Below are 21,210 nucleotides of genomic sequence, written 5' to 3' on the forward strand. Positions count from 1 at the left end.
GGTTATGCCTCAAGATTTTTCCAGATTGGCCAGAATGTGCCCATGAACCCGCATGCACACCCGCAAATCTTCCTCGTCGACGCCCTCGAACAGTTCGTGGCGCAACTCGGTGGCAATGGTTTCAATTTGTTCGATCACGGGACGGGCGGACGCACACAGCACGATCTTTTTCGCCCGGCGGTCTTCCACCACGGCCTGACGCAGCACCAGCCCTTGGGTTTCCAGGCTATCAAGCAGGCGGGCCAGCGTCGGGCCTTCAACACCGACGCTTTGTGCCAATTCACGCTGAGTGGGGGCTTCTTCGAAACGCGCCAGGTGCAACAGCACCAGCCAGCGGGCCTGGGACAGGCCGAGGCCGGCGAGACGGCGATCCAGTTCGGCGCGCCAGCCGCGAGACATCTGCGCCAACTGCATGCCAAAACGGTGTTGATCGGTTAACGGCATAAAAAACTCATGGTTAGACTGAAATAGGCTGAAACTAATTATTAGCCAGCTAAGCATGACCCTCGACTCTAGGCAAGGCTCGGTCTGTACTGAATCGTTACATCTTGATCTTCGGCACTTAAATTTCAAACTCCGACTGTAGCGCCGCTCTCACACAGTACAAAACGCCCTCAGGAACGCGGCCGGCAAACAACGCGGAAATCTCCGACACCGGCGGCAACTCGCCCTCGCCGTCCAGGAACGCGTCCTGGACTTCACCCATCAGGTCTTCCGGAAGGTCCAGCGCCTGCTCCAGCGACAGTTGCTGCTTGCCGATGGCCTCGGCGAGCATCGTGTACACGTTCTTTTCCGAGCACTGCAACTGACCGGCAATCTGCAGCGGCGTCATGCCGGCGCGCGCCAGAGTGATCAATTCATGACGCAGGTCGGCGACCACTTTCGGCGCCTCGGCCTGACCGCCCAGCACTTCGAGGAAGGCCTCGCCATAGCGCTCCAGCTTGCGCGCACCGACGCCGCTGACCTTGGCCATTTCCGGCAGGGAGCTTGGCTGGCTGCGGAGCATTTCGAGCAAGGTCGAATCGGGGAAGATAACGTACGGCGGCACGCCATGTTCTTCGGCGAGCTTGCGGCGCAGGGCGCGCAAGGCTTCCCACTGCTCGCGCTCTTCGCCTCGCACCAGTTGGCTGGCCTGGCTGGTGCTGCTGCTTTTCGCGGTGGTTTGCGGTTTGAGGTCGCGGCGCAGTTCCAGGGTCACTTCACCCTTGAGCAGCGGCCGGCAACTGTCGCTCAACCGCAGGCCGCCGTAGCCTTCCAGATCAATGTCCGCCAGACCGCGCGCCACCAACTGTCGGAACAGGGAACGCCATTCACCTTCGGCCCGCGCCTTGCCGACACCGAATACCGACAGATGCTGATGGCCGAAGCTGCGGACCTTTTCGTTGTCCTTGCCCAGCAACACGTCAACCAGATGCCCGACGCCGTAGCGCTGGCCGGTGCGGTAGATCGCTGAAAGTGCCTGACGGGCCGGTTCGGTGGCGTCCCAGGTCTGCACACCGTCGACACAGTTGTCGCAATGCCCACAGGGCTGCGGCATGTCTTCGTCGAAATAGGCCAGAAGCGTCTGACGGCGGCAGCGGGTTTCTTCGCACAGCGAGAGCATGGCGTCGAGCTTGTGCTGCTCCAGACGCTTGTGGCGCTCATCGCCTTCGGAGTTCTGCAGCATCTGCTTGAGCATCACCACGTCTTGCAGGCCGTAAGCCATCCAGGCATCTGCCGGCAGACCGTCACGGCCGCCTCGACCGGTTTCCTGGTAATAGGCCTCAAGGGATTTCGGCAAGTCCAGATGCGCAACAAAACGCACGTTGGGCTTGTCGATGCCCATGCCGAACGCCACGGTGGCGACCATGATCAGGCCTTCCTCGTTGAGGAAGCGCTTCTGATGGTGTGCCCGCGTATCGTTGGGTAGACCGGCGTGGTACGGCAGCGCCGGGAAACCTTGCTCGCTGAGGAACACGGCCACTTCGTCGACCTTCTTGCGCGACAGGCAATAAACGATGCCGGCATCGCTGCGCCGCTCAGCCAGAAACGCCAGCAACTGCTTGCGCGGCTGCTCCTTGGGCACGATACGGTAGAAAATGTTCGGCCGATCGAAACTCGACAGAAAGCGCTCGGCGTTCTGCAGATGCAGGCGCTCGACGATTTCTTCCCGGGTGCGCTTGTCGGCCGTGGCGGTCAGGGCGATGCGCGGGACGTTGGGGAACAACTCCGCCAACTGGCCCAGTTGCAGGTATTCCCGGCGGAAATCGTGACCCCATTGGGACACGCAGTGAGCTTCGTCGATGGCAAACAGAGCGATTTCAAGACTTTGCAGAAACGCCAGCATCCGTGGCTGGACCAGACGCTCGGGCGCCAGGTAGAGCATCTTCACTTCACCACGCTTGATCCGTGCCGCCAGATCGCGCTGTTGCTCGGCGCTCAGGGTCGAATTGAGCGCCGCTGCGGCCACGCCGAGTTCTTCGAGGGTCGCGACCTGATCGTCCATCAAGGCAATCAGCGGTGAAACCACCACCGCCAAACCGTCGCGCAACAGTGCCGGGACCTGGAAGCACAACGATTTGCCGCCGCCGGTCGGCATCAGCACCAGAGCGTCACCGCCGCTGGCCACGCGCTCAATGATGGCACCCTGACGGCCACGGAAACTGTCGTAGCCGAAGATGTCCTTGAGGACGCGCTGAGCCTGTTCGAGCATGAAAAACTCCAAATGGTGCTGAATATCCCTGCGTGCAGGCTGGATCAAAAAACCACGTTGTTCACGGACAGATCCGTAAGCGGATTTGTCCTGAGCCGTCGAGACACCTGCAGGGCTTTGCAAAACGCGCGAGTATACCCGAGGCATCCCGGGCAAAGGGCGTCACTGACGAATAGCCTTGGGCGCATACAATGCGGGCAAATCTGCCGCGCGGCTGGCCTGACCGCTCAAGAACGCCTAGAATTGGGCATCGTATATTCCCAAGGTAGCCCTTCAATGTCCTTCGCTGAGCAACTAACCCGCCTGCAAGCCTTCCTCGACGCCGACGAGCTGCATGACGAGGCGCTGGACTATGTGGCCGCCCACGGCTATCTGACAGCCCTGTCGATCTGTTCCGAGACGGTACCTGATCGTGAATGGATCGATGCGCTGTTCGCCGAAGAGCCGCATTATCGCGACGACGCCGAGCGTGAAGAAATCGAATCGACTCTGCTGGCCCTCAAGGCTCATATCGCTCGCCAACTGGCCTCCGATGAAGAATTCGAGCTGCCGTGCGACCTGGACCTGGGCGAAGAGCCGGATGATTCCGACCTGCGCGGCTGGTGCATCGGTTTCATGGAAGGCGTATTCCTGCGTGAAGAAGCCTGGTTCGAAACCGCCGAAGACGAAGTCAGCGAAATGCTGCTGCCGATCATGGTCGGTTCCGGCCTGTTCGACGAACAGCCTGAGTTCTCCGACATCGCAGCCGATGCCAACCTGATGGACGACATGATCGTGCAGATCCCGGAAGCCCTGACCGCGCTGTACTTGCTGTGCAACGCGCCAGACGAAAAACCGGCGATCCTCAAGCCTCGTCACCACTAAGTCCTTGCCTGTGGCTGACCCCATAGGCAAGCGCCCCCTGATCCTGCGTTACGTGCTGCTGGCCATCGGCTGGTTGAGCGTAGCGTTGGGGGTGATCGGGATCTTCCTGCCCGTACTGCCCACCACCCCTTTCCTGCTGCTGGCGGCCGCCTGTTTCGCCCGCAGCTCGCCGCGCTTTTATCAATGGCTGGTCGAGCATCCACGACTCGGCCCATGGATTCGCGACTATCTGGACGGCAATGGCATCCCGCTCAAGGGCAAGGTCTACGCCATTGGTCTGATGTGGCTGAGCATCGGCCTGTCCTGCGTCCTTGTGCCCCTGCCCTGGGCACGCGGCTTCATGCTGACCAGCGCGGTGCTGGTGACGGTGTATATCCTGCGGCAGAAAACCCTCAGCAAATCCTGAATACGCCTCGCCACATAAGCTCATCTATCCCGCTCCCCGACAATCAGCCCTGCTTCCCACAAAACAGCACCTAAACTCCAGACATCTGCACGTCAGCGGCCAGACAAATCCTGTCGTCCAGGAAGGTCAACGCTCTGGAGCGTCTCATGTCGCTACTCAAACAGTTGTTTTTGGCCATCTGCCTGTTCTTGCTGGTCGCTTTCAGCGGCAGTTTTTTTGTCAGCCTGGAAAGCTCGCGGGCGCAGATGCTCGGCCAATTGCGCTCCCATGCCCAGGACGCTGCCACTGCGCTGGGGCGGTCGTTGACCACACAGATCGACGATCTGGCGATGATTGAATTGAGGGTCAGCTCGGTCTTCGACAGCGGCTACTTTTCCAGTATTCGGGTCATCAACATCGAGGACGAGCGCGTCCTGGTCGAGCGCAACGCGGCCGCCACTGCCGAAGGTGTACCGGGCTGGTTCGTCGATCTGGTGAACCTGCACCCGCAAGGCGGGGATGCCTTGGTCATGCGCGGTTGGGAGCAAACCGCGCGCGTTGAAGTGGTGAGCAACCCACAGTTCGCGCTGATCAAACTGTGGGACAGTACCCTCGGCAGTCTGATCTGGTTACTGCTGTGCGGATTGCTCAGCGCGGTGTTCGGCGGCTGGTTGCTGCGTCGGCAACTGCGTCCGTTGGACGCCATGGTCGAACAGGCCGAAGCCATCAACCAACGCGAGTTTCTCAGCCTGCCGAAGTTGCCTAGAACCCCGGAGCTCAAACGCGTGGTGCTGGCGATGAACCAAATGGTCGAAAAGCTCAAAGAGCTGTTTGCCGACGAGGCCGCGCGTAGCGAACAACTGCGCGCCGAGTCGTTTCAGGACAGTCTCACGGGGTTGGCCAACCGACGTTTGCTCAACGAGCAACTCACCGATCAGTTGCTGGTGACCGAGCAGAGCAGCGCCGGACACCTGCTGATGCTGCGGATCAATGACCTGACCGGGCTCAACCAGCGACTGGGGGGCCAGCGCACCAACGCACTGATCACCGTAGTGGCTCAGTTACTCAAACGCCTGATTCAACAGCCGGATCGCCATGCCTGGCTGGCCGCACGCAATCGTGGTGGCGAGTTCAGCCTGCTGACCCCAGGCCTGGACAGCAAAGACGCGGCACGCCTGGCCGCAGAGATCAGCGCCACCCTGGAAAACCTGCGCCTGACCGGCGCCAGTGACTGCATGCCAGTGGCGCATCTGGGAATAGTCGCCTACACACCCGGCGCAGCGTCCACCGACATACTGCTGCGCCTCGATCAGGCGCTGACTCAGGCCCAGCAGCATCCAGAACGGCCGTGGGTGTATCTGAAGCAGTCCGATAACACACCGAACCAGACGCAGCACGACTGGCGCACCTGGATCGATGACGCCCTGACCCACGGCAAAATGCAGCTGTACTTCCAACCCGTGGTGCAATGCGCCGACACCAGCCAGGTGCTGCACCACAAGGTGCTGGCGCGACTGCTCGACCCGCAGGGCAAAGCGATTTGCGCCGGGCATTTTCTGCCCTGGATAGAACGTCTGGGCTGGTCAGCGCGATTCGACCTGGCAATGCTTGAACACACCCTCGACTACCTTGCCGAACACCGCTGGCCGCTAGCCCTGAGCTTGTCCGGCAGCACCCTGCGCGATGCCACGCAACGGCGCCTGATCCTCGATATGCTCGACGGCCTGCCCGGCCTCGCCCCCTTGCTGACCCTTGAGGTCGACGAACGCCAACTGCCGCCCCCCGAAGAGTTGCGTCAACTGAGCTTGAGCCTGCGCAACACCGGCTATGGGATCGGCCTGCAGCACTTCGGTGGCAGCTTCAGCCAGATCGGTAACCTCACCCAGCTGGGTTTGGCCTACCTGAAAATCGACGGCAGCTACCTTCGCGCCATCGACCGGCAAAGCGATAAACGCCTGTTCATCGAAGCCATTTTCCGCGCGACCAACAGCATCGGTTTGCCGTTGATTGCCGAGCAGGTCGAGACGCAGGGAGAACTGGAGGTAATCACGTCGCTGGGACTGTTCGGCGTCATGGGCCGGCTGATCGGACCGCCAGAGCCCATGTGACATTGGCCAGGGCAGGATTTTTTAGCCCAGCCTTTGCCCGGCAGGGTTCAAAGCAGGGCAAACTGTGCGCGATTTTGACCTCCACATTCGACACAGCGACCGCTAATGAACAAGACAAAGACTGCGCTCAAGCATTTCGATATGCTCGCCGCCCGGCAAGCTTACGCGCAGGGCATGAACATAACGGAGCTGCTTCGCCAGCAAAAGCAACTGAGCTACAACTCCCCCGAGATCATTGAGGCCGCCTACGATTTGCAGGCCGGCACCTACATCGATTACGTCGAAAACAACCTCACCCAGGCCCACGCCTACGCCGGTGAACTGGCCAGCCTGTTGAGCCAGCACCTCAAGCCTCTGGACTCACTGCTGGACATCGGGACCGGTGAGTTGACGACCCTGAGCCTGATCGCCCGGCAATTGCCCTTCCCGCCCGAACAGCTTTATGCCTTCGACATCAGTTGGTCGCGGGTGCATAAGGGCATGGCATTCGCACAGCAACACATGGGCAAGACGTTCGAGCGACTGACACCGTTTATTGCCGACATCAGCGAAATCCCCTTGCTCGACAAATCCGTCAACGTCACTGTTTCAAGCCATGCGCTTGAGCCCAACGGTGAAACACTCAGCGAACTGCTGGAAGAATTGTTCCGCGTGACGATCGACAAACTGATGCTCTTTGAGCCGTGCTACGAGATCAACAGTGAACAGGGCCGGCAGCGTATGGACCGGCTGGGTTACATCAAGAACATTGCAGGGGTCGCTGAACAGCTCGGTGCAACCGTGGTCGAGCAGATCCCGATAAAGACGTCCCCAAACCCGCTCAACCCCACGGTCTGCTTTGTCATCACCCCGCCCGACGTGGCGACCCGCCCTGCTCCGTCCGGCCGCCGTCCCACCGAGGTGTTTTCGGTGCCGGGCTCCAACCTGCCGCTGGAAAACCTGGAGGGATTCTATTGCTCACAGGACACCGGGCTGTGTTTTCCGGTGCTCAAGTCGCTGCCGATCCTTAAATCCAGTGCGGCAATCCTGGCCTCGGCGCTGACCTGCTCAAGACCCGTACCGAGGTGATAAAGATCAAAAGATCGCAGCCTGCGGCAGCTACAGGTGTACGCAATCCCATGTAGGAGCTGCCGCAGGCTGCGATCTTTTCCCTTCTAGCCGCCATGATTTCGCTGATACGTCTCCTCCCCCATCGCCGCTATCTGCCCCTCGATCAATGCCTCGAACGGCTTTAACAACAGCTCGAACGAGGTCGGTGCCTCAAGCACCTGCAATGCCTGCACGATCGCCTCCACCGTTGACAACGCCCCGGGCCCCGGCGCCTTGCGCAACCGATAACGCGAGACCGCGCCTTCGGCCAATGTCACTCGGGGCAACGCTGCCAGCAATGGATTGAGGTGCAGTATCTTGCGCGCCTTGCGCCAGGTGCCGTCCGGCACCACCAGCAGCAGCGGTTGATCGGAAGGCGCATAGACCTGCAACGGTTGCGCGTCGTCGGCCGGGAATAGCAAGCGGGCCTGATAACCCGGTTGATTCAGCCGTTGCGGCAGATCCTCGAACACTTCGCCGACGATCAGCTCGGCATTGTTCAGCCCCAGCGCCGCCAGCCGCGCAGTGTTCAACGCATGATTGACCTCGCTCGGATGCTGCAACAGCAGCACCCGAGTGCGGCTGTCGAGGCTGGGGATCAACGGGCACAGGCAATGGGTTTGCGGGCGCAGGCAACGGGCGCACTGGCTTCTGGACATAAGATTCTCCCGATCAGGCCTGATTGAGCTGTGCTTTGAGCAAATCGCGGAAGGTCTGAATCAACGGCTCACGGCTGCGTCCGCGACGCACGATCATCGAAAACGGCGCCTGATAGCCGAAGGTGGCTGGCAGCAGTACACGCAAATCGCCCTTGTCGGCCCAGGCCTGGGCGTAGTGCTCCGGCAGGTAGCCGATGTAGGCGCCGGACAGCACCAGAATCAGTTGCGCTTCCATACTCTCCACAGTCGCCGCGCTATGCTTGAAGCCGTGGCGGGCCAATTCGGCCTGGCTCCAGTAACCGCGACCGACCATGCGCTGCTGGGTGATGACTTGTTCGGGAATGCGTCGCTCGCTGAACAATGGATGACGATTGCTGCAATACAGCCAATGTTGTTCACGGTAGAGCGGCATGTAGACCAGCCCGCTCATGCGCGTGGAGAACGCACCGATGGCCAGATCGAGTCGGTTGTCCTGCACGCCGAGTTGCAGCTCGTAAGGGCTCATTACCGACAAGTGCAAATGCACGGCCGGGTGCTCCTGGCTGTAGGCACCAATGGCTTCGGCGAATGGCAAGGCCTTGTCGCTGACGGTCGAATCGATCACCCCGAGGTTGAGCGTGCCACGCAGTTCGCCCTTGAGCGCCGCAGCGTATTGCTCGAAACCTTCAAGTTCACCGAACAGACGCAACGTTTCCTGATGGAACAGCTCGCCCTTGCTGGTCAGGCTGAAACCGCCACGCCCACGATGGCAGAGCACCAGCCCCAGCGCCGCTTCGAGCTGGCTCATGTAGGTGCTGATGGCCGATGTCGAGAGGTTGAGCTCATGCTGCGCATTGGCAAACCCCTGATGACGCACCACGCTGACGAAGATGCGCAATAGTTTCAGGTCAGGTAAAGCGTTGGCCATGGGAGGCACTCCAAACGATCGGTGTGAAGTCTATCGTTGCCGCGTCCATTAGTTTAGAAAAATCTGAACTAAGTATTTGTCGGTAGCGATTCTTCTCCTGATCTACATTTCGCAGAATCCGCTCAACAGGTGCCTGTGCGATCCCTTTGCGCTGTGCAACCCCATAAATAAAACAATGATGATGAGGCCATACCCGTGGACAAGATTCTTCACCAACCACTGGGCGGCAATGAAATGCCGCGCTTCGGCGGCATTGCCACCATGATGCGGCTCCCCCATTTGCAATCCGCCGCTGGCCTGGACGCTGCCTTCATTGGCATCCCGCTGGACATCGGCACCTCCCTGCGCGCAGGCACCCGTTTCGGACCGCGCGAGATTCGTGCTGAATCGGTGATGATCCGCCCGTACAACATGGCCACCGGCGCTGCGCCGTTCGACTCGCTGTCGGTTGCCGACATCGGTGACGTGGCGATCAACACCTTCAACCTGCTGGACGCCGTGCGCATCATCGAAGAGTCTTACAACGAGATCCTCGAACACGACGTGATCCCGCTGACCCTCGGTGGCGACCACACCATCACCCTGCCGATCCTGCGGGCCATCCATAAAAAGCACGGCAAGGTCGGCCTGGTGCATATCGACGCCCACGCCGATGTGAACGATCACATGTTCGGCGAGAAGATCGCCCACGGCACCACCTTCCGTCGCGCCGTTGAAGAAGGCCTTCTGGACTGCGACCGTGTCGTGCAAATTGGTCTGCGGGCGCAGGGCTACACCGCTGAAGACTTCAACTGGAGCCGCAAACAAGGCTTTCGCGTGGTTCAGGCTGAAGAGTGCTGGCACAAGTCGCTGGAACCCCTGATGGCTGAAGTCCGCGAAAAAGTCGGCGGTGGCCCGGTGTACCTGAGTTTCGACATCGACGGCATCGATCCGGCCTGGGCTCCAGGTACCGGCACCCCGGAAATCGGCGGCCTGACGACCATTCAGGCGATCGAAATCGTTCGTGGCTGCCAAGGCCTCGACCTGGTTGGCTGCGACCTGGTAGAAGTCTCGCCGCCGTACGACACCACCGGCAACACCTCGCTGCTGGGCGCCAATCTGCTGTACGAAATGCTCTGCGTACTGCCGGGCGTGGCTCACCGCTGAGGATTGACCCCAAGCAAACGTGATCAGCGCGTGAACGCCGCCACCTGACGGGTGTCGGCGTTTGTCCGCAACGTCCCCCGCGTGCTTCAGCACCGATACCGGATTCGCTTACTACACCCCAGAACCCCCGCTCCTGCAAAACTCTTATAAGAAAGACAATCGGAGAGACGCCATCATGGCTTTGGATTTATTCGTAGTACTCATCTATGCCGCCGGCATGCTCGTGCTGGGCTATTACGGCATGCGCAAGGCCAAGACCCACGAAGACTACCTCGTGGCCGGTCGTAACCTCGGGCCAACCCTGTACATGGGCACCATGGCCGCCACCGTACTGGGCGGCGCATCGACCGTCGGTACCGTTCGCCTGGGCTACGTCCACGGTATTTCCGGTTTCTGGCTGTGTGCTGCACTGGGTTGCGGGATCATTGCGCTGAACCTGTTCCTGGCCAAGCCGCTGCTCAAACTGAAGATCTTCACCGTTACCCAGATCCTCGAAAAGCGTTACAACCCAATGGCCCGCCAGGCCAGTGCGGTGATCATGCTGGCCTACGCGCTGATGATCGGCGTGACCTCGATCCTCGCGATCGGCACCGTACTGCAAGTGCTGTTCGGCCTGCCGTTCTGGATCTCGGTAGTGCTTGGCGGTGGCGTGGTGGTGGTGTATTCGACCATCGGCGGCATGTGGTCGCTGACCCTGACCGACATCGTTCAGTTCGTGATCAAGACCGTTGGCCTGATGTTCATCCTGTTGCCGATCTGCCTGTACCGCGTGGGTGGCTGGGATGAGCTGGTGTTGAAACTGCCGGCATCCAGCTTCAGCTTCACCACCATTGGCTGGGACACCATCATCACCTACTTCATGATCTACTTCTTCGGCATCCTGATCGGTCAGGACATCTGGCAACGGGTGTTCACCGCCAAGAACGAAAAAGTCGCTCAGTACGCAGGCACGATCTCCGGTTTCTACTGCATCCTCTACGGTCTGGCCTGCGCGCTGATCGGTATGGCTGCACATGTGCTGATCCCGGACCTGGACAACGTCAATAACGCCTTCGCCGCGATCGTCAAACTGTCCTTGCCTGATGGTATTCGTGGCCTGGTCATCGCTGCTGCCCTGGCGGCCATGATGTCCACCGCCAGCGCCGGCTTGCTCGCCGCGTCCACCACGCTGACCGAAGACCTGCTGCCAAAACTGCGCGGTGGCAAACAGTCGAGCCTGAAAATCAACCGCCTGTTCACTATGTTGACCGGTGTTGTCGTGCTGGGTATCGCCCTGGTGGTCAGTGACGTGATCAGTGCCCTGACACTGGCCTACAACCTGTTGGTCGGCGGCATGCTGGTCCCGTTGATCGGCGCCATTTTCTGGAAACGTGCAACCACCTCCGGCGCTATCGCCAGCATGGGCCTGGGCTTCGTGACTGCCCTGGTGTTCATGTTCAAGGATGGTCTGGATGCCAACACGCCGATCTACTACAGCCTGGCTATCGGTCTGATCAGCTTCGTCGTGGTCAGTCTGCTGTCCCCTCGCCCGGTTGCACAGGCCAGCGCTGCCTGATCACAGACTATAAATAGAACCGCTTTCTTCGGCGGGTGTGGCGTCGGTTGCCACACCCGTTTTTTTCGTCTGGAGAAACAGAAAGATCGCAGGCTTCGACAGCTCCTACGGTTTGGCGCGATGCCAGCAGGGGCTGTCGAAGGCTGCGATCTTCGGCGTTGGAAGGTGCTTACCGGCGGCGTTGCTGACGCCGACGTTGCTCATCGTCAGTCCGGATTGGCACGGGCTGCAGAGGTGGTTCGATCAAACCAAGCGCGACACCGAGGTCATGGAGCCAGTTTTGCAGTTTCTCTTTCATGGTGCCCCCCTTCAGGGTAGTGCTGAGCGACCGGGTTCTATAGACGCTTCATACAGATAGTAGTCCGAAGTCTTACGCAATGCTCGCCTCAAAAGGCAAAGATCTGTTACCGAATTCATCAAAATCAGCCCCAACCGGGCAGCCACCACCGAACGCCGCTTGTTGCACTTTGATCCAGGCATTGAGATTGGCACCCACCATGCCCTTGCGCCACATCAGCCAGGTGGTGGCACTGGCAAAAGGCTCGGCCAACGCATGCACCGCCACACTTTCGCGTCCGGGCAGACTGGCCAGCATCGACTCGGACATCAGCGCCACGCCGGAGCCGGCAATCACACACGCCAGCATCCCTTGATAGGACTCGATTTCCATCGCCCGCCCCATCACCGCGTGATCATGCGCGAACCAGGCCTCCAGGCGCATCCGGTAGGAACAGCCCTGGCGAAAAGTGAACACCGAGCGTCCCTGTACATCCAGCGCACTGCGCACCGGTGGATGATCGGCCTCGCTGATCAGCACCAGTTTTTCATCACACAGCGGCACACCGTCGAGCCCGGCCAGCTGCAGCGGGCCATCAACCAGTGCGGCATCAAGGCGCCCGGTGAGCAGGCCTTCGAGCAACTCGCCGCTGGGCCCGGACTGCACTTGCAGGTTCACCGCCGGATAGGTGCGGTGATAGCGCGCCAACAAACCCGGCAGATGAATCGCCGCGGTGCTGTACAGGGTGCCAAGCACGAAATCTCCGGCCGGTTGCCCGCCCTGCACGGCTGTGTGGGCTTCGTCATGCAGGGCAAACAGCTTGGCGGTGTAGTCCAACAGCACTTTGCCTGCGGGTGACAACTGCAAACGCTGACGCTCACGCAAGAACAGTTCTACGCCCAGCTGATCCTCAAGCTGCTTGAGCCGGGTCGACAAATTGGACGGCACCCGGTGCAGGCGTTCGGCGGCGCGGGTGATGGAACCTTCCTCGGCCACAGCCTGGAAGATGCGCAATTGGCTGAATTCCACACCTTTCTCCAAATAAGAACAAGTTACTCACTATTATTCATTTTTAAAGAAAGTCAATCAGTCCTAGCCTGACGGTCATTGCTCCTTTGCAGGAATCCTGATCATGTCGCCACTTGTACGCCTACTCGGCAGTTTCATTGCCTTGATGATGGCCATGGGCATTGGCCGCTTTGCGCTCACCCCACAGCTGCCGCATTTGCTCAGCGAAGGTCAGATCGACCTGACCGCCGCGGGTCTGATTGCGGCAGCCAATTACCTGGGCTACTTCATCGGCGCCGTGGACGCGATGTTCTCTCGCCGCCCCGAGCAAGTCCGTCGACGCTTGCTCGGCGGTTTGTGGCTATGCGTGCTACTGACCCTCGCCTCGTTCTGGGCCAAGGGCTTCTGGCCGCATCTGTTGTTGCGCTTCGGTACCGGCGTAGCCAGCGCCTGGGTACTGGTAATGATCACCGCGCTGAGTCAGCCATTGGCGTTGGCCGCCGGGCGCCCACGACTGGGCGCACTGGTATTCGCCGGACCGGGATTGGGGATTTTTCTGACGGGTTTGCTCGCTCTTGGCTCGAACCTGTTGGGACAAAGCTCCGCAACCTTGTGGCTGGTGTATGCCGGCGTGGGCCTGGCAATGCTGTTGGTGATTTTGCCGATCCTGCCGCAACCGGCCGCGAGCGTGGCAGCCGCCCCCACTGCCGTCGCCTCAAAGAGTGCTGGAATTGCGCGGCTGGGTGTGATCTACGCGCTGTACGGCCTGGGCTACATCATTCCTGCGACCTTCCTGTCACAGATGGCCAGCGCTCGTTTTCACGGTCAATGGCAGGCAGATTTGTTCTGGCCGTGTTTCGGTCTGGCGGCCGCCACCGGTGTGTTGCTGGTAAGTTTGCGCCGGCATAACCCCAATGCCACGCGTCACTGGTTGATCGCGACGTTGTGGCTGCAAGCGGCCGGAGTCTTCGCTTGCCTGCTGGGCAGTGGTCTCGGTCTGGCCTTGGGGGTGATTCTCTGCGGCACGCCGTTTCTGGCCTGCATGCAACTGGTGATGCAACGCTCGCGAGAACTGGCGCCACATGCCACCCAGCGCAATGCCGGCCTGCTGACCGCGTGTTTTGCCGTAGGTCAGCTGAGCGGGCCATTGCTGGCGGCGCTGAGCAGCCACTTCAGCGGTGGTTTGCAACCGGCGTTGATGGTGGCTGGCAGCGGCATGCTGCTGGCCGGCGGTTTGCTGCTGCGTCCGCTCAACGCTCCAGCGCTTTGCGCAAACGACGGCGCACCCACTGTTCTGCGCTGACAAAGGTGATGCCGAGCAACACCAGCACGGCACCGACGACGAAGTTGACACTCAACGGTTCATCGAGCAGCAACACCCCGAAGGTGACACCAAACAGCGGCGTCATGAAGGAGAACACCGCGAGGTTCGACGCCAGGTAACGGCGCAGCAGCCAGAACCATGTCAGGTAGCTGAAAAACGACACCACCAGCCCCTGGAACAGCACGCTGGCCACCGCCACCTGAGTCAGGTGAACATGGGTAATCTGCCCGCTCAGGGCGGCAATCAACAGCAGGCCGAGAAAGCCGACAATCAGTTGATAAAACAGGGTCAAGGTCGCTGGGGCTTCCGACAACCGCGAGGCTCGGACTACCACGGTAGTCGCGCCCCAGGCGGCCCCGGCCAGAACGCCGAAGGCATCGCCGAGCAGCATCCGCTGGTCCAGACTGTCCCAGGACACGCCACCGGCAAATGCCACGGCAATACCGATAAACGCCAGCAGGATTCCCAGCCATTGCAACCGTCGTAAACGCTCGCTTGGCAGCAACCAATGCACGCCCAATGCGGTGAAGATCGGCGCGGTATAGAGGAACACCGACATGTGCGCCGCCGTGGTCAGTTGCAGACCCTCGGCGATGAACAAAAACTCGATCGCAAACAGGCTGCCCGCCAGCAAACCGCCGCGCCAGGTGCTGCCAACCTGATTCCAGCCGCCCTTCCAGCAGATCAGCAACCCCACCAGCAACGCGGACATTCCGGAACGCCCGGCGGCCTGCATCACGGGGGCGATGTCTGCCGCCGCCCATTTGATCATCACCTGCTGGACACCCCAGACCAGGCACAAGCCGAGCATCACTTGCAGGGCAAAACCATCGGCGCTGCGCCGAGTGGCGATCACCGCGAAACCTCGCGAACGGTCAACGACATGGCAGTTACTCAATAGAATAAAAATGCCCCGGTACTTGGCCGGGGCAGTGAGGTCAGCTCAGCACAACTCAACTCAGCTCGATGCGATCCGCGTGAATGACGATCTGGCCGTTCTTGTAGAGCGCACCGATGGCCTTCTTGAAGTTGCCTTTGCTGACGCCGAACAGGCTGCTGATCAGCGCCGGGTCGCTCTTGTCGCTGACCGGCAAGGTGCCGTTGTTGTCGCGCAACTTGGCGAGGATCTTCGAGTTCAGGCTGGTGGCCGCTTCTTCACCGACTGGCTGCAGGCTCAGGCTGATCTTGCCGTCGGCGCGAACTTCCTTGATGAAGCCCTTCTCTTCCTTGCCGGCACGCATGAACTTGAAGATTTCGTTCTTGTGGATCAAGCCCCAATGCTTGTTGTTGATGATCGCCTTGAAGCCCATCTCGGTCGCTTCAGCCACCAACAGGTCAACTTCCTGGCCAGGTTTGTAGTTGGCCGGGGTTTTGTCCAGGTAACGATCCAGACGCGCGGTCGCGGTGATACGGCGGGTGTGCTTGTCGAGGTAGACGTGTACCACGCAGTATTCGCCAGCGGTCATTTGACGCTTTTCTTCGGAATACGGCAGCAGCAGGTCCTTGGGCAGACCCCAGTCGAGAAACACACCGATGCTGTTGACTTCAACGACTTTAAGACTGGCGAATTCACCGACCTGAACTTTCGGTTTTTCCGTAGTTGCGATGAGTTTGTCATCGCTGTCCAGATAAACAAAAACGTTCAGCCAGTCTTCATCTTCGCTGGGAATATCTTTGGGAATATAACGATTCGGCAGAAGGATTTCGCCATCCGCGCCACCGTCCAGATATAAACCAAAGTTAGTGTGTTTAACCACTTGCAAGCTGTTGTAGCGCCCGACTAAAGCCATTTCCAATACCCTCATTGCTTGGGCGGCATTCTACCCGGTTTTGCCGACGCCGTTGGGTGACTGGCCGGCTTGCGAAGAAAAATCCGCTGCGAGGCTCATTTTTCCTGGGTTTTGCACCAGAGCAGAGCCCGCTCGTCAGACCATCCAGACGGTTTTCGCTGATATCGGTAAGCAAAACACGCTTTTTTTCACGTCAGTGTTCTTATTTAAAACAGTGGCTTAGGCGGTTATTGCGAACAGCAACTTATAAATAATCGACACCCGCCCTCGGTTATTTCAGGGGGATATTTACCAAGCAATTGTCAAGTATTTCCTGTACGATGCCTGGCCAAGTTAATTTTCTACAGGTTAATGGCCGCCATGCGTGTAAAAGCATCCAACAGCAAAGCAAAGCCAGCTCCAGCCGTTGAAACCAGCGAATCGATCAACGACCAGATTGCTGCTTTCCTCAAGTCCGGCGGCGAGATCCAGCAAATTGCCAAAGGCGTCAGCGGCCAGACATTCGGCCCGTCCAAGCAAATCACGCTCGGCAAAAAGTAATACCCCCCTCGCGTCACCCTGGTCCCTAAGCGCTTTGAGCTTCGAAGCGCTAGGACTGGAACCCTCTCCCCAGCAACATCCTTCAAGACCAAACGTGCGTTCTATTTGATCAGCTGAACAGCCGGGTCCATCCTGCATTCAGATACCAGAACTACGCCCTTGCAAGGATTGGCTCATGTTGCGCTGGTTGAAACACCTGGCTCTGCTCCTGACCCTGTGCCTCGCACTACTGGCCTGCAACCGGGTGAGCCTGGCCTACCGCAATCTCGACATCATCATTCCCTGGACGCTCAACGACTACCTGGGCATGAACAGCGAGCAAAAAGGCTGGCTCAGCGAACGCCTCAAGGAACACCTCAGTTGGCATTGCTCCACGCAATTACCCGGCTACGTCGACTGGCTCGACCGTTTGCAGCAGATGGTCGAAACCAATCAAGTCACAGACGCCGCGCTGCAAGCCAGAATCCTCGAAGCCAAGCAAGCCATCGCCCAGACCGCCCGGGAAATCACCCCGTCGGCGGTCGAGTTGTTGCAGGGTTTGAATGACCAACAGGTCAACGAGATGAAGCAGGCCTTCGCCAAAGACCAGCGCGTGCATCAGGAAAAATACCTCAACGCACCGCTGGCGCTGCAGATCAAACACCGCATCGAGCGGATGGATAAACGTCTGGACGACTGGCTTGGCCCGCTCAACACTGCTCAGGCGCAGCGCGTTGTTGCCTGGGCCAACGCGCTGGGCGAGCAAAATCAGCAATGGATCGCCAACCGCGCTCATTGGCAGGCACAGTTCAGTGCAGCAGTCGAACAACGCCATAACAGCGACTTTGCGCAACGCATCGAAACCCTGCTGGTCGATCGCGAGACCCTATGGACCCCAGCCTATCGCCAGGCTTACACCAACACCGAAGCCCAGGCGCGCAGCCTGATTGTCGACCTGATGGCCGACAGTACGGCCGATCAACGCCAGCACTTGCTGAAAAAAATCGACAAGATGCGCGGGGATTTCAGCGCCTTGAAGTGCTTGAAGGTCGCGGCTCAGCCCAATGCCCCTCCAGGTGCATGAATGAAAATGCCGACAACCGATCAGCGGCTTGTCGATTACGGCGTCGGTCAAACGACTAGGCTGTGTAAGCCATAACACGCCAACCTCGCAGGAGGAAACGTCATGAACAGCGTGCACCCGCACAAGGTCGTGTCCCGAGAAGAATGGCTCGCGGCCCGTCAACAGCATCTGATTCACGAAAAAGCCTTTACCCGGGAGCGCGACAAACTCAGCGCCGAACGTCGCGCACTGCCCTGGGTGAAAGTCGACAAGAACTATCTGTTCGAAGGCCCCGACGGACGGCAAAACCTCGCGGACCTTTTTGCTGGCAACAGCCAGCTGATCATCTATCACTTCATGTTTGCCAAGGGCTGGGAAGAAGGCTGCCACGGTTGCTCGTTTGTGTCCGATCACATCGACGGCGCCAACCAGCACCTGGCGCACCACGACATTTCACTGGTGGTGGTTTCCCACGCGCCATTGGCAGAATTCCAGGCATTCCGCAAACGCATGGGTTGGCAGTTCAAATGGGTCTCCTCAGCTGGCAGCGACTTCAACGCCGACTACAAGGTGACCATCAGCGAGCAGGAACTCGCGGACGGCACCGCGACCTACAACTACGAAAAAAGCACCAGCACCGAAGGTGAACTGCCGGGGCTGAGCGTGTTTTATCGCAATGACGCCGGCGAAATCTTCCACACCTATTCCACCTACGCTCGCGGCCTGGACTTGCTGGTCGGCGCCTATAACTACCTCGACCTGACGCCCAAGGGCCGCAACGAAGAGCAAGGCATGAAATGGGTGCGCCATCACGATCGTTACGAGACCGCGCCGGGCACCAAACACTGCTGCGAGTAACTCAGGCTGACCCTCGACAAACGTCCCTGCTTCGAACGCTACCCGGTAGACGCTTCCTACGACCAGAAGACCGATGTGATGGAAATGGATATGTGTATCGCGGTGAAGAAACGCTAAACCACAGCTGTGGCGAGGGAGCTTGCTCCCTCAGCACTGGCCTGCACTCCCCGAAGAAGTCACCGCCCAACGCGGACACCTGGCCAAGTAAGTGGCCAAAATCACCGAGCGGAAAGTGTACATACGTTGCGTTGAGCGGTTGAGCGTGCCGCCCCCTTTTCCTCAGACCGTTAATCCCGCCCCAGTTGCGCTCATCGCAATTGGCGATCGGTATCTGCGCACACGGCAACTGTCAGTCTCGGAACAAACCTACAAACAAACCATCTGCGTCAGACCTTAGGCCGATTGACTGCCACAGCCTCACTCCCTATCCTCGCGCCTGTCACGACTCATTCGTGATCGGGTTTGACGGCTCGGTGGTTTTAAGGCGCGCACTGTCCTTCAACTTTGCTCGTGCACTTCTGTGCTCGATGCAAAACTTAATGGTGACTGTGCGCGGGGCACTTTCGAGTGCGCCGGGTGCCTTAGACCGGTCCGTCAACCTGCGCACAGTTGCCACCCTATCGTTTGACGGCGACCACGTGGCAGCTCTTGATCACTAAGGAGCTACACCCATGACCGATCCAACCACAAAAGCCACCCCCTTCGCCCGCTGCGACCATGTCGACCATTACCTGTTCGCCGTCCAACCCGACATCCCGTTACTCGATGCACTCGAACACGCCTCGGTTTACCTGAGCTGCGCCGAAGCCCTCGCTCATCAAGCCCCCACCGCCACCCGCCCGGAACACATCGTCTCGTTACGCTGGGCCAGCCAGCAGATGCTCGGCACCGCCCGATCATTGGTCCAGGCTTCGATCGACGGACTGCACGCCGCCCAACCGGGAGATGACGCATGAACCCGCACATGCCGATGACCAACAACGATGGCGATATCCCGGTGCTGCTGGTCGCCACTCAGGCGCCGCTGGATGTGCTGCACAGCAACGCCGTTGCACGGTTTCTGGCGGTCACGCAGATGATGGAAAGCCTGGCCAGCCTCGACATTGCCCATGCCAAAGGCGCAGACGTGCAGCAAATCGCCCACGCAGCGGCCATGCTGCTGCGTGATGGCTGCGATGTGATGGATGTGTTGGGGCGCCAGATTCGGGCGCAGCACTGAAGTAACGCATACGCTGTTCCCGCACTTTGCGGGGAAGGACCCACTGAGCCTCAGGCCGTGCGTGCAAAATCTTGCAAAACGATGGTGCTCAACGCCGTACCCCGCGATAACTATGTACCTCATCGCGGGGTACGATTTATTTGAGAGTAAGGCTCGTTTTCAGAGTGAGCCTAATGACGGAGCTTTCCAAGCCGCAATCAATCTGCACCAAAAAGGGGACACCTATTCGCCGATCTCAAGTCAAGGTGAGGTGAGGTGAGGTGCTGTTGCTGATCTCGGCATTGGCCAACGACATCCTTTGCTTAACGGGTTTGCAGACCCGCAAAGCGAGTCATGACCATCGCTTTCAAAGCAACAGCCTTAAATGTCGAAGGGTGTTGTCGCTGTGGCGACTGGGCTTGGAATACTGGCGTAGCGGACGCGGCTCAAGCTCTCGAAAAGCCTTGGAGAGACTTGAGCACGCGTTACGAGACGAAGTACGTCAACAGGCGCAGGCTTTGGAGTAGATTTGTGGGGATCTCTCAGGGGCAGATTTATTTTCGACGGCCAAAATCGTTCATCAATAAATAAATCTGCCCCTTTTCGCATTTTGTAGAAACTAAATTTTAGCTGTAACAACAAAATCAGCGCCAAGCTCGCTTTGTAGACAATCAACAAGCAACCTACCTTCTCTTTTAAATTCAACCTCCAACTCTTCAGTTTTAAATCCGGAATTCTGCGGACAATCAAAATCCAGGGTTTCATCATACAAGCAAGCCCATTTCGCCAACCGACATTTAAGCTCTTTAGAAATAGGAAGAGTACTAGGATCTATGTCCCCATACTCATCCGGAGAAATATCCCAAAGCGGGTGACACTGATAATCGGCCATCAATTTTATATACCTCATTTCACCCCTCTCCTTGGATTAGCGCCAACAACATAACCATTATTACCAACAGTTACCGCTATTCGTTGAGATTGCCCGTTTATAGTCAACTCATAAATCGGACGACCAACCCCAGAACCTTGATAGCCAATAAGCTTGCCTTCAGAAACAGCTTTCATTACAACGCTAGGAATTTGTGCTTCAGTGACACCCATTTGCGTAAATTGAGTACCATGCTCTTCAATAATATGTTGTAAACCTGCCTTAGAATTTCCTACTTCTAAGAACACAACCTGCCCACTTTGGCTACGAGTCGTTGCAATAACATTTTCAGGAGTATATTTCACTCCATTTGCTGTCATTTCCTCGAGGCAATTCGGATTCACTCCAAATTTTGGTGTCTGATTTAAGTATCCAAAGTCCCCATCTGCTCTCGATACCGCGTTTTCCCAAACAGACGAGGCTCCCGTACTCTTTGCAGCACCCGCCGCCTCACCCGCAACAATCGCCTCTCTCAAAGCCCCCTTGCCAAGAATCGACCCGAGAACCTTTCCAACCCAGGACATCGGTACCGGCGCAAGTGACCCAATGGCCAGCGCGTCACTCTTGGCTTTTGCATCCCCGGCTTCAATCCAACGCTTGGTCTCTGGATCATTCAGATCTATGTTAGCCCCAACCGCTACGCAAGAGGCATCACCACAAGGCATAAAGCGTGGATTGAACGCTTGTCCGTCAACTTGGGCTGATGAGCGGAAGCCGCCCTGCGCATCGAGCACGAGAACAAAAAGGGGACAGATTTGAATGGCACTTACTTAGCAGCTAACCACTTGAGCTGAAAGCAAAAAATGAAGAAGGGCTGGTCTTGGTCTACGGTGATAG

The 21,210-nt window shown here is 58.6% G+C and carries 22 protein-coding genes and 1 pseudogene; 13 read left to right on the forward strand and 10 right to left on the reverse strand.

Annotation, left to right across the window (positions count from 1 at the left end; all coding sequences use genetic code 11):
• Positions 1 to 9: 9 nt before the first annotated feature.
• Complete coding sequence (locus BLL42_RS06670; protein ID WP_071551346.1) at positions 10 to 444, reverse strand: MarR family transcriptional regulator; 435 nt, start codon at positions 442 to 444, stop codon at positions 10 to 12.
• Between the two features lie 118 nt (positions 445 to 562).
• Positions 563 to 2,692 (reverse strand): DNA helicase RecQ, encoded by a 2,130-nt coding sequence (recQ, locus tag BLL42_RS06675; RefSeq protein WP_071551347.1) that lies wholly within the window; start codon positions 2,690 to 2,692, stop codon positions 563 to 565.
• Between the two features lie 276 nt (positions 2,693 to 2,968).
• Between recQ and BLL42_RS06680 the strand changes: the two genes are divergently transcribed.
• The 4 genes from BLL42_RS06680 to BLL42_RS06695 all read left to right on the forward strand — a co-directional run bounded on the left by BLL42_RS06680 (position 2,969) and on the right by BLL42_RS06695 (position 7,117).
• The gene (locus BLL42_RS06680; RefSeq protein ID WP_071551348.1) at positions 2,969 to 3,556 is read left to right on the forward strand and encodes a UPF0149 family protein; all 588 of its coding nucleotides are present in this window, start codon (positions 2,969 to 2,971) and stop codon (positions 3,554 to 3,556) included.
• A 10-nt stretch (positions 3,557 to 3,566) separates the two neighbouring features.
• Positions 3,567 to 3,962 (forward strand): YbaN family protein, encoded by a 396-nt coding sequence (locus BLL42_RS06685; RefSeq protein WP_071551349.1) that lies wholly within the window; start codon positions 3,567 to 3,569, stop codon positions 3,960 to 3,962.
• A gap of 146 nt (positions 3,963 to 4,108) precedes the next feature.
• Positions 4,109 to 6,049 (forward strand): cyclic di-GMP receptor LapD, encoded by a 1,941-nt coding sequence (gene lapD / locus BLL42_RS06690; RefSeq protein ID WP_071551350.1) that lies wholly within the window; start codon positions 4,109 to 4,111, stop codon positions 6,047 to 6,049.
• A 105-nt stretch (positions 6,050 to 6,154) separates the two neighbouring features.
• Positions 6,155 to 7,117, forward strand: a complete 963-nt coding sequence (locus BLL42_RS06695; RefSeq protein WP_071551351.1) for a class I SAM-dependent methyltransferase — start codon at positions 6,155 to 6,157, stop codon at positions 7,115 to 7,117.
• 86 nt (positions 7,118 to 7,203) lie between these two features.
• On the opposite strand, the gene BLL42_RS06700 is transcribed toward BLL42_RS06695, so the two are convergent.
• Entirely contained in the window at positions 7,204 to 7,797 is a 594-nt protein-coding gene (locus BLL42_RS06700; protein ID WP_071551352.1) for a tRNA-uridine aminocarboxypropyltransferase, read from the reverse strand.
• A 13-nt stretch (positions 7,798 to 7,810) separates the two neighbouring features.
• Entirely contained in the window at positions 7,811 to 8,704 is an 894-nt protein-coding gene (locus BLL42_RS06705) for a LysR family transcriptional regulator (RefSeq protein WP_071551353.1), read from the reverse strand.
• A gap of 195 nt (positions 8,705 to 8,899) precedes the next feature.
• Here BLL42_RS06705 and speB point away from each other — a divergent pair, with 195 nt between their 5' ends.
• Both speB and BLL42_RS06715 read left to right on the forward strand, forming a co-directional pair.
• Complete coding sequence (speB, locus tag BLL42_RS06710) at positions 8,900 to 9,850, forward strand: agmatinase (protein WP_071551354.1); 951 nt, start codon at positions 8,900 to 8,902, stop codon at positions 9,848 to 9,850.
• Positions 9,851 to 10,025: 175 nt separating this feature from the next.
• A complete protein-coding gene (locus BLL42_RS06715) occupies positions 10,026 to 11,405 on the forward strand; it encodes a sodium:solute symporter family protein (protein WP_071551355.1) in 1,380 nt (459 codons plus the stop codon).
• Positions 11,406 to 11,574: 169 nt separating this feature from the next.
• Here the strand turns inward: BLL42_RS06715 and BLL42_RS30770 are convergent, their stop codons facing one another.
• Both BLL42_RS30770 and ptrR read right to left on the reverse strand, forming a co-directional pair.
• Positions 11,575 to 11,703, reverse strand: coding sequence for a PA1414 family protein (locus BLL42_RS30770; protein WP_009042667.1), 129 nt, complete (start codon positions 11,701 to 11,703; stop codon positions 11,575 to 11,577).
• A 72-nt stretch (positions 11,704 to 11,775) separates the two neighbouring features.
• The gene (gene ptrR / locus BLL42_RS06720) at positions 11,776 to 12,711 is read right to left on the reverse strand and encodes a putrescine utilization regulator PtrR (RefSeq protein ID WP_236721974.1); all 936 of its coding nucleotides are present in this window, start codon (positions 12,709 to 12,711) and stop codon (positions 11,776 to 11,778) included.
• Between the two features lie 103 nt (positions 12,712 to 12,814).
• On the opposite strand from ptrR, the gene BLL42_RS06725 reads away from it, so the two are divergent.
• Entirely contained in the window at positions 12,815 to 13,993 is a 1,179-nt protein-coding gene (locus BLL42_RS06725; protein WP_071551356.1) for an MFS transporter, read from the forward strand.
• Here the strand turns inward: BLL42_RS06725 and BLL42_RS06730 are convergent.
• Both BLL42_RS06730 and BLL42_RS06735 read right to left on the reverse strand, forming a co-directional pair.
• Positions 13,941 to 14,870 carry a DMT family transporter gene (locus BLL42_RS06730; RefSeq protein WP_071551357.1) on the reverse strand — a complete coding sequence of 310 codons (930 nt, stop codon included), beginning with the start codon at positions 14,868 to 14,870 and terminating at the stop codon, positions 13,941 to 13,943. The two genes, BLL42_RS06725 and BLL42_RS06730, sit on opposite strands and share 53 nt — an antisense overlap.
• A 97-nt stretch (positions 14,871 to 14,967) precedes the next feature.
• The gene (locus BLL42_RS06735; protein WP_071551358.1) at positions 14,968 to 15,804 is read right to left on the reverse strand and encodes a CvfB family protein; all 837 of its coding nucleotides are present in this window, start codon (positions 15,802 to 15,804) and stop codon (positions 14,968 to 14,970) included.
• A gap of 351 nt (positions 15,805 to 16,155) precedes the next feature.
• Here BLL42_RS06735 and BLL42_RS06740 point away from each other — a divergent pair, with 351 nt between their 5' ends.
• The 6 genes and pseudogenes from BLL42_RS06740 to BLL42_RS30430 all read left to right on the forward strand — a co-directional run.
• A complete protein-coding gene (locus BLL42_RS06740) occupies positions 16,156 to 16,344 on the forward strand; it encodes a PFL_1563 family small protein (RefSeq protein ID WP_030131898.1) in 189 nt (62 codons plus the stop codon).
• A gap of 175 nt (positions 16,345 to 16,519) precedes the next feature.
• Positions 16,520 to 17,407 carry a DUF6279 family lipoprotein gene (locus BLL42_RS06745; RefSeq protein WP_071551359.1) on the forward strand — a complete coding sequence of 296 codons (888 nt, stop codon included), beginning with the start codon at positions 16,520 to 16,522 and terminating at the stop codon, positions 17,405 to 17,407.
• Between the two features lie 102 nt (positions 17,408 to 17,509).
• A complete protein-coding gene (locus BLL42_RS06750; RefSeq protein ID WP_071551360.1) occupies positions 17,510 to 18,244 on the forward strand; it encodes a DUF899 domain-containing protein in 735 nt (244 codons plus the stop codon).
• Between the two features lie 671 nt (positions 18,245 to 18,915).
• Complete coding sequence (locus tag BLL42_RS06760) at positions 18,916 to 19,200, forward strand: DUF3077 domain-containing protein (protein ID WP_071551361.1); 285 nt, start codon at positions 18,916 to 18,918, stop codon at positions 19,198 to 19,200.
• Positions 19,197 to 19,463: a short-chain dehydrogenase gene (locus BLL42_RS06765; RefSeq protein ID WP_071551362.1), complete on the forward strand. Its 267-nt coding sequence runs from the start codon at positions 19,197 to 19,199 to the stop codon at positions 19,461 to 19,463. The genes BLL42_RS06760 and BLL42_RS06765 overlap by 4 nt, the downstream gene beginning before the upstream one ends.
• 257 nt (positions 19,464 to 19,720) lie before the next feature.
• Positions 19,721 to 19,969 (forward strand): annotated as a pseudogene (locus BLL42_RS30430) (IS4 family transposase); the annotation flags it as partial.
• Between the two features lie 92 nt (positions 19,970 to 20,061).
• Here BLL42_RS30430 and BLL42_RS06775 read toward each other — a convergent pair.
• Together BLL42_RS06775 and BLL42_RS30310 are read right to left on the reverse strand one after the other, a co-directional pair.
• Entirely contained in the window at positions 20,062 to 20,352 is a 291-nt protein-coding gene (locus tag BLL42_RS06775; protein WP_071551363.1) for an immunity protein CdiI family protein, read from the reverse strand.
• A complete protein-coding gene (locus BLL42_RS30310; RefSeq protein WP_201788750.1) occupies positions 20,349 to 21,107 on the reverse strand; it encodes a hypothetical protein in 759 nt (252 codons plus the stop codon). Before BLL42_RS30310 ends, BLL42_RS06775 begins: the two co-directional genes overlap by 4 nt.
• Positions 21,108 to 21,210: the final 103 nt, after the last annotated feature.

The organism is Pseudomonas frederiksbergensis (assembly GCF_001874645.1).
Classification (GTDB): domain Bacteria; phylum Pseudomonadota; class Gammaproteobacteria; order Pseudomonadales; family Pseudomonadaceae; genus Aquipseudomonas; species Aquipseudomonas frederiksbergensis_B.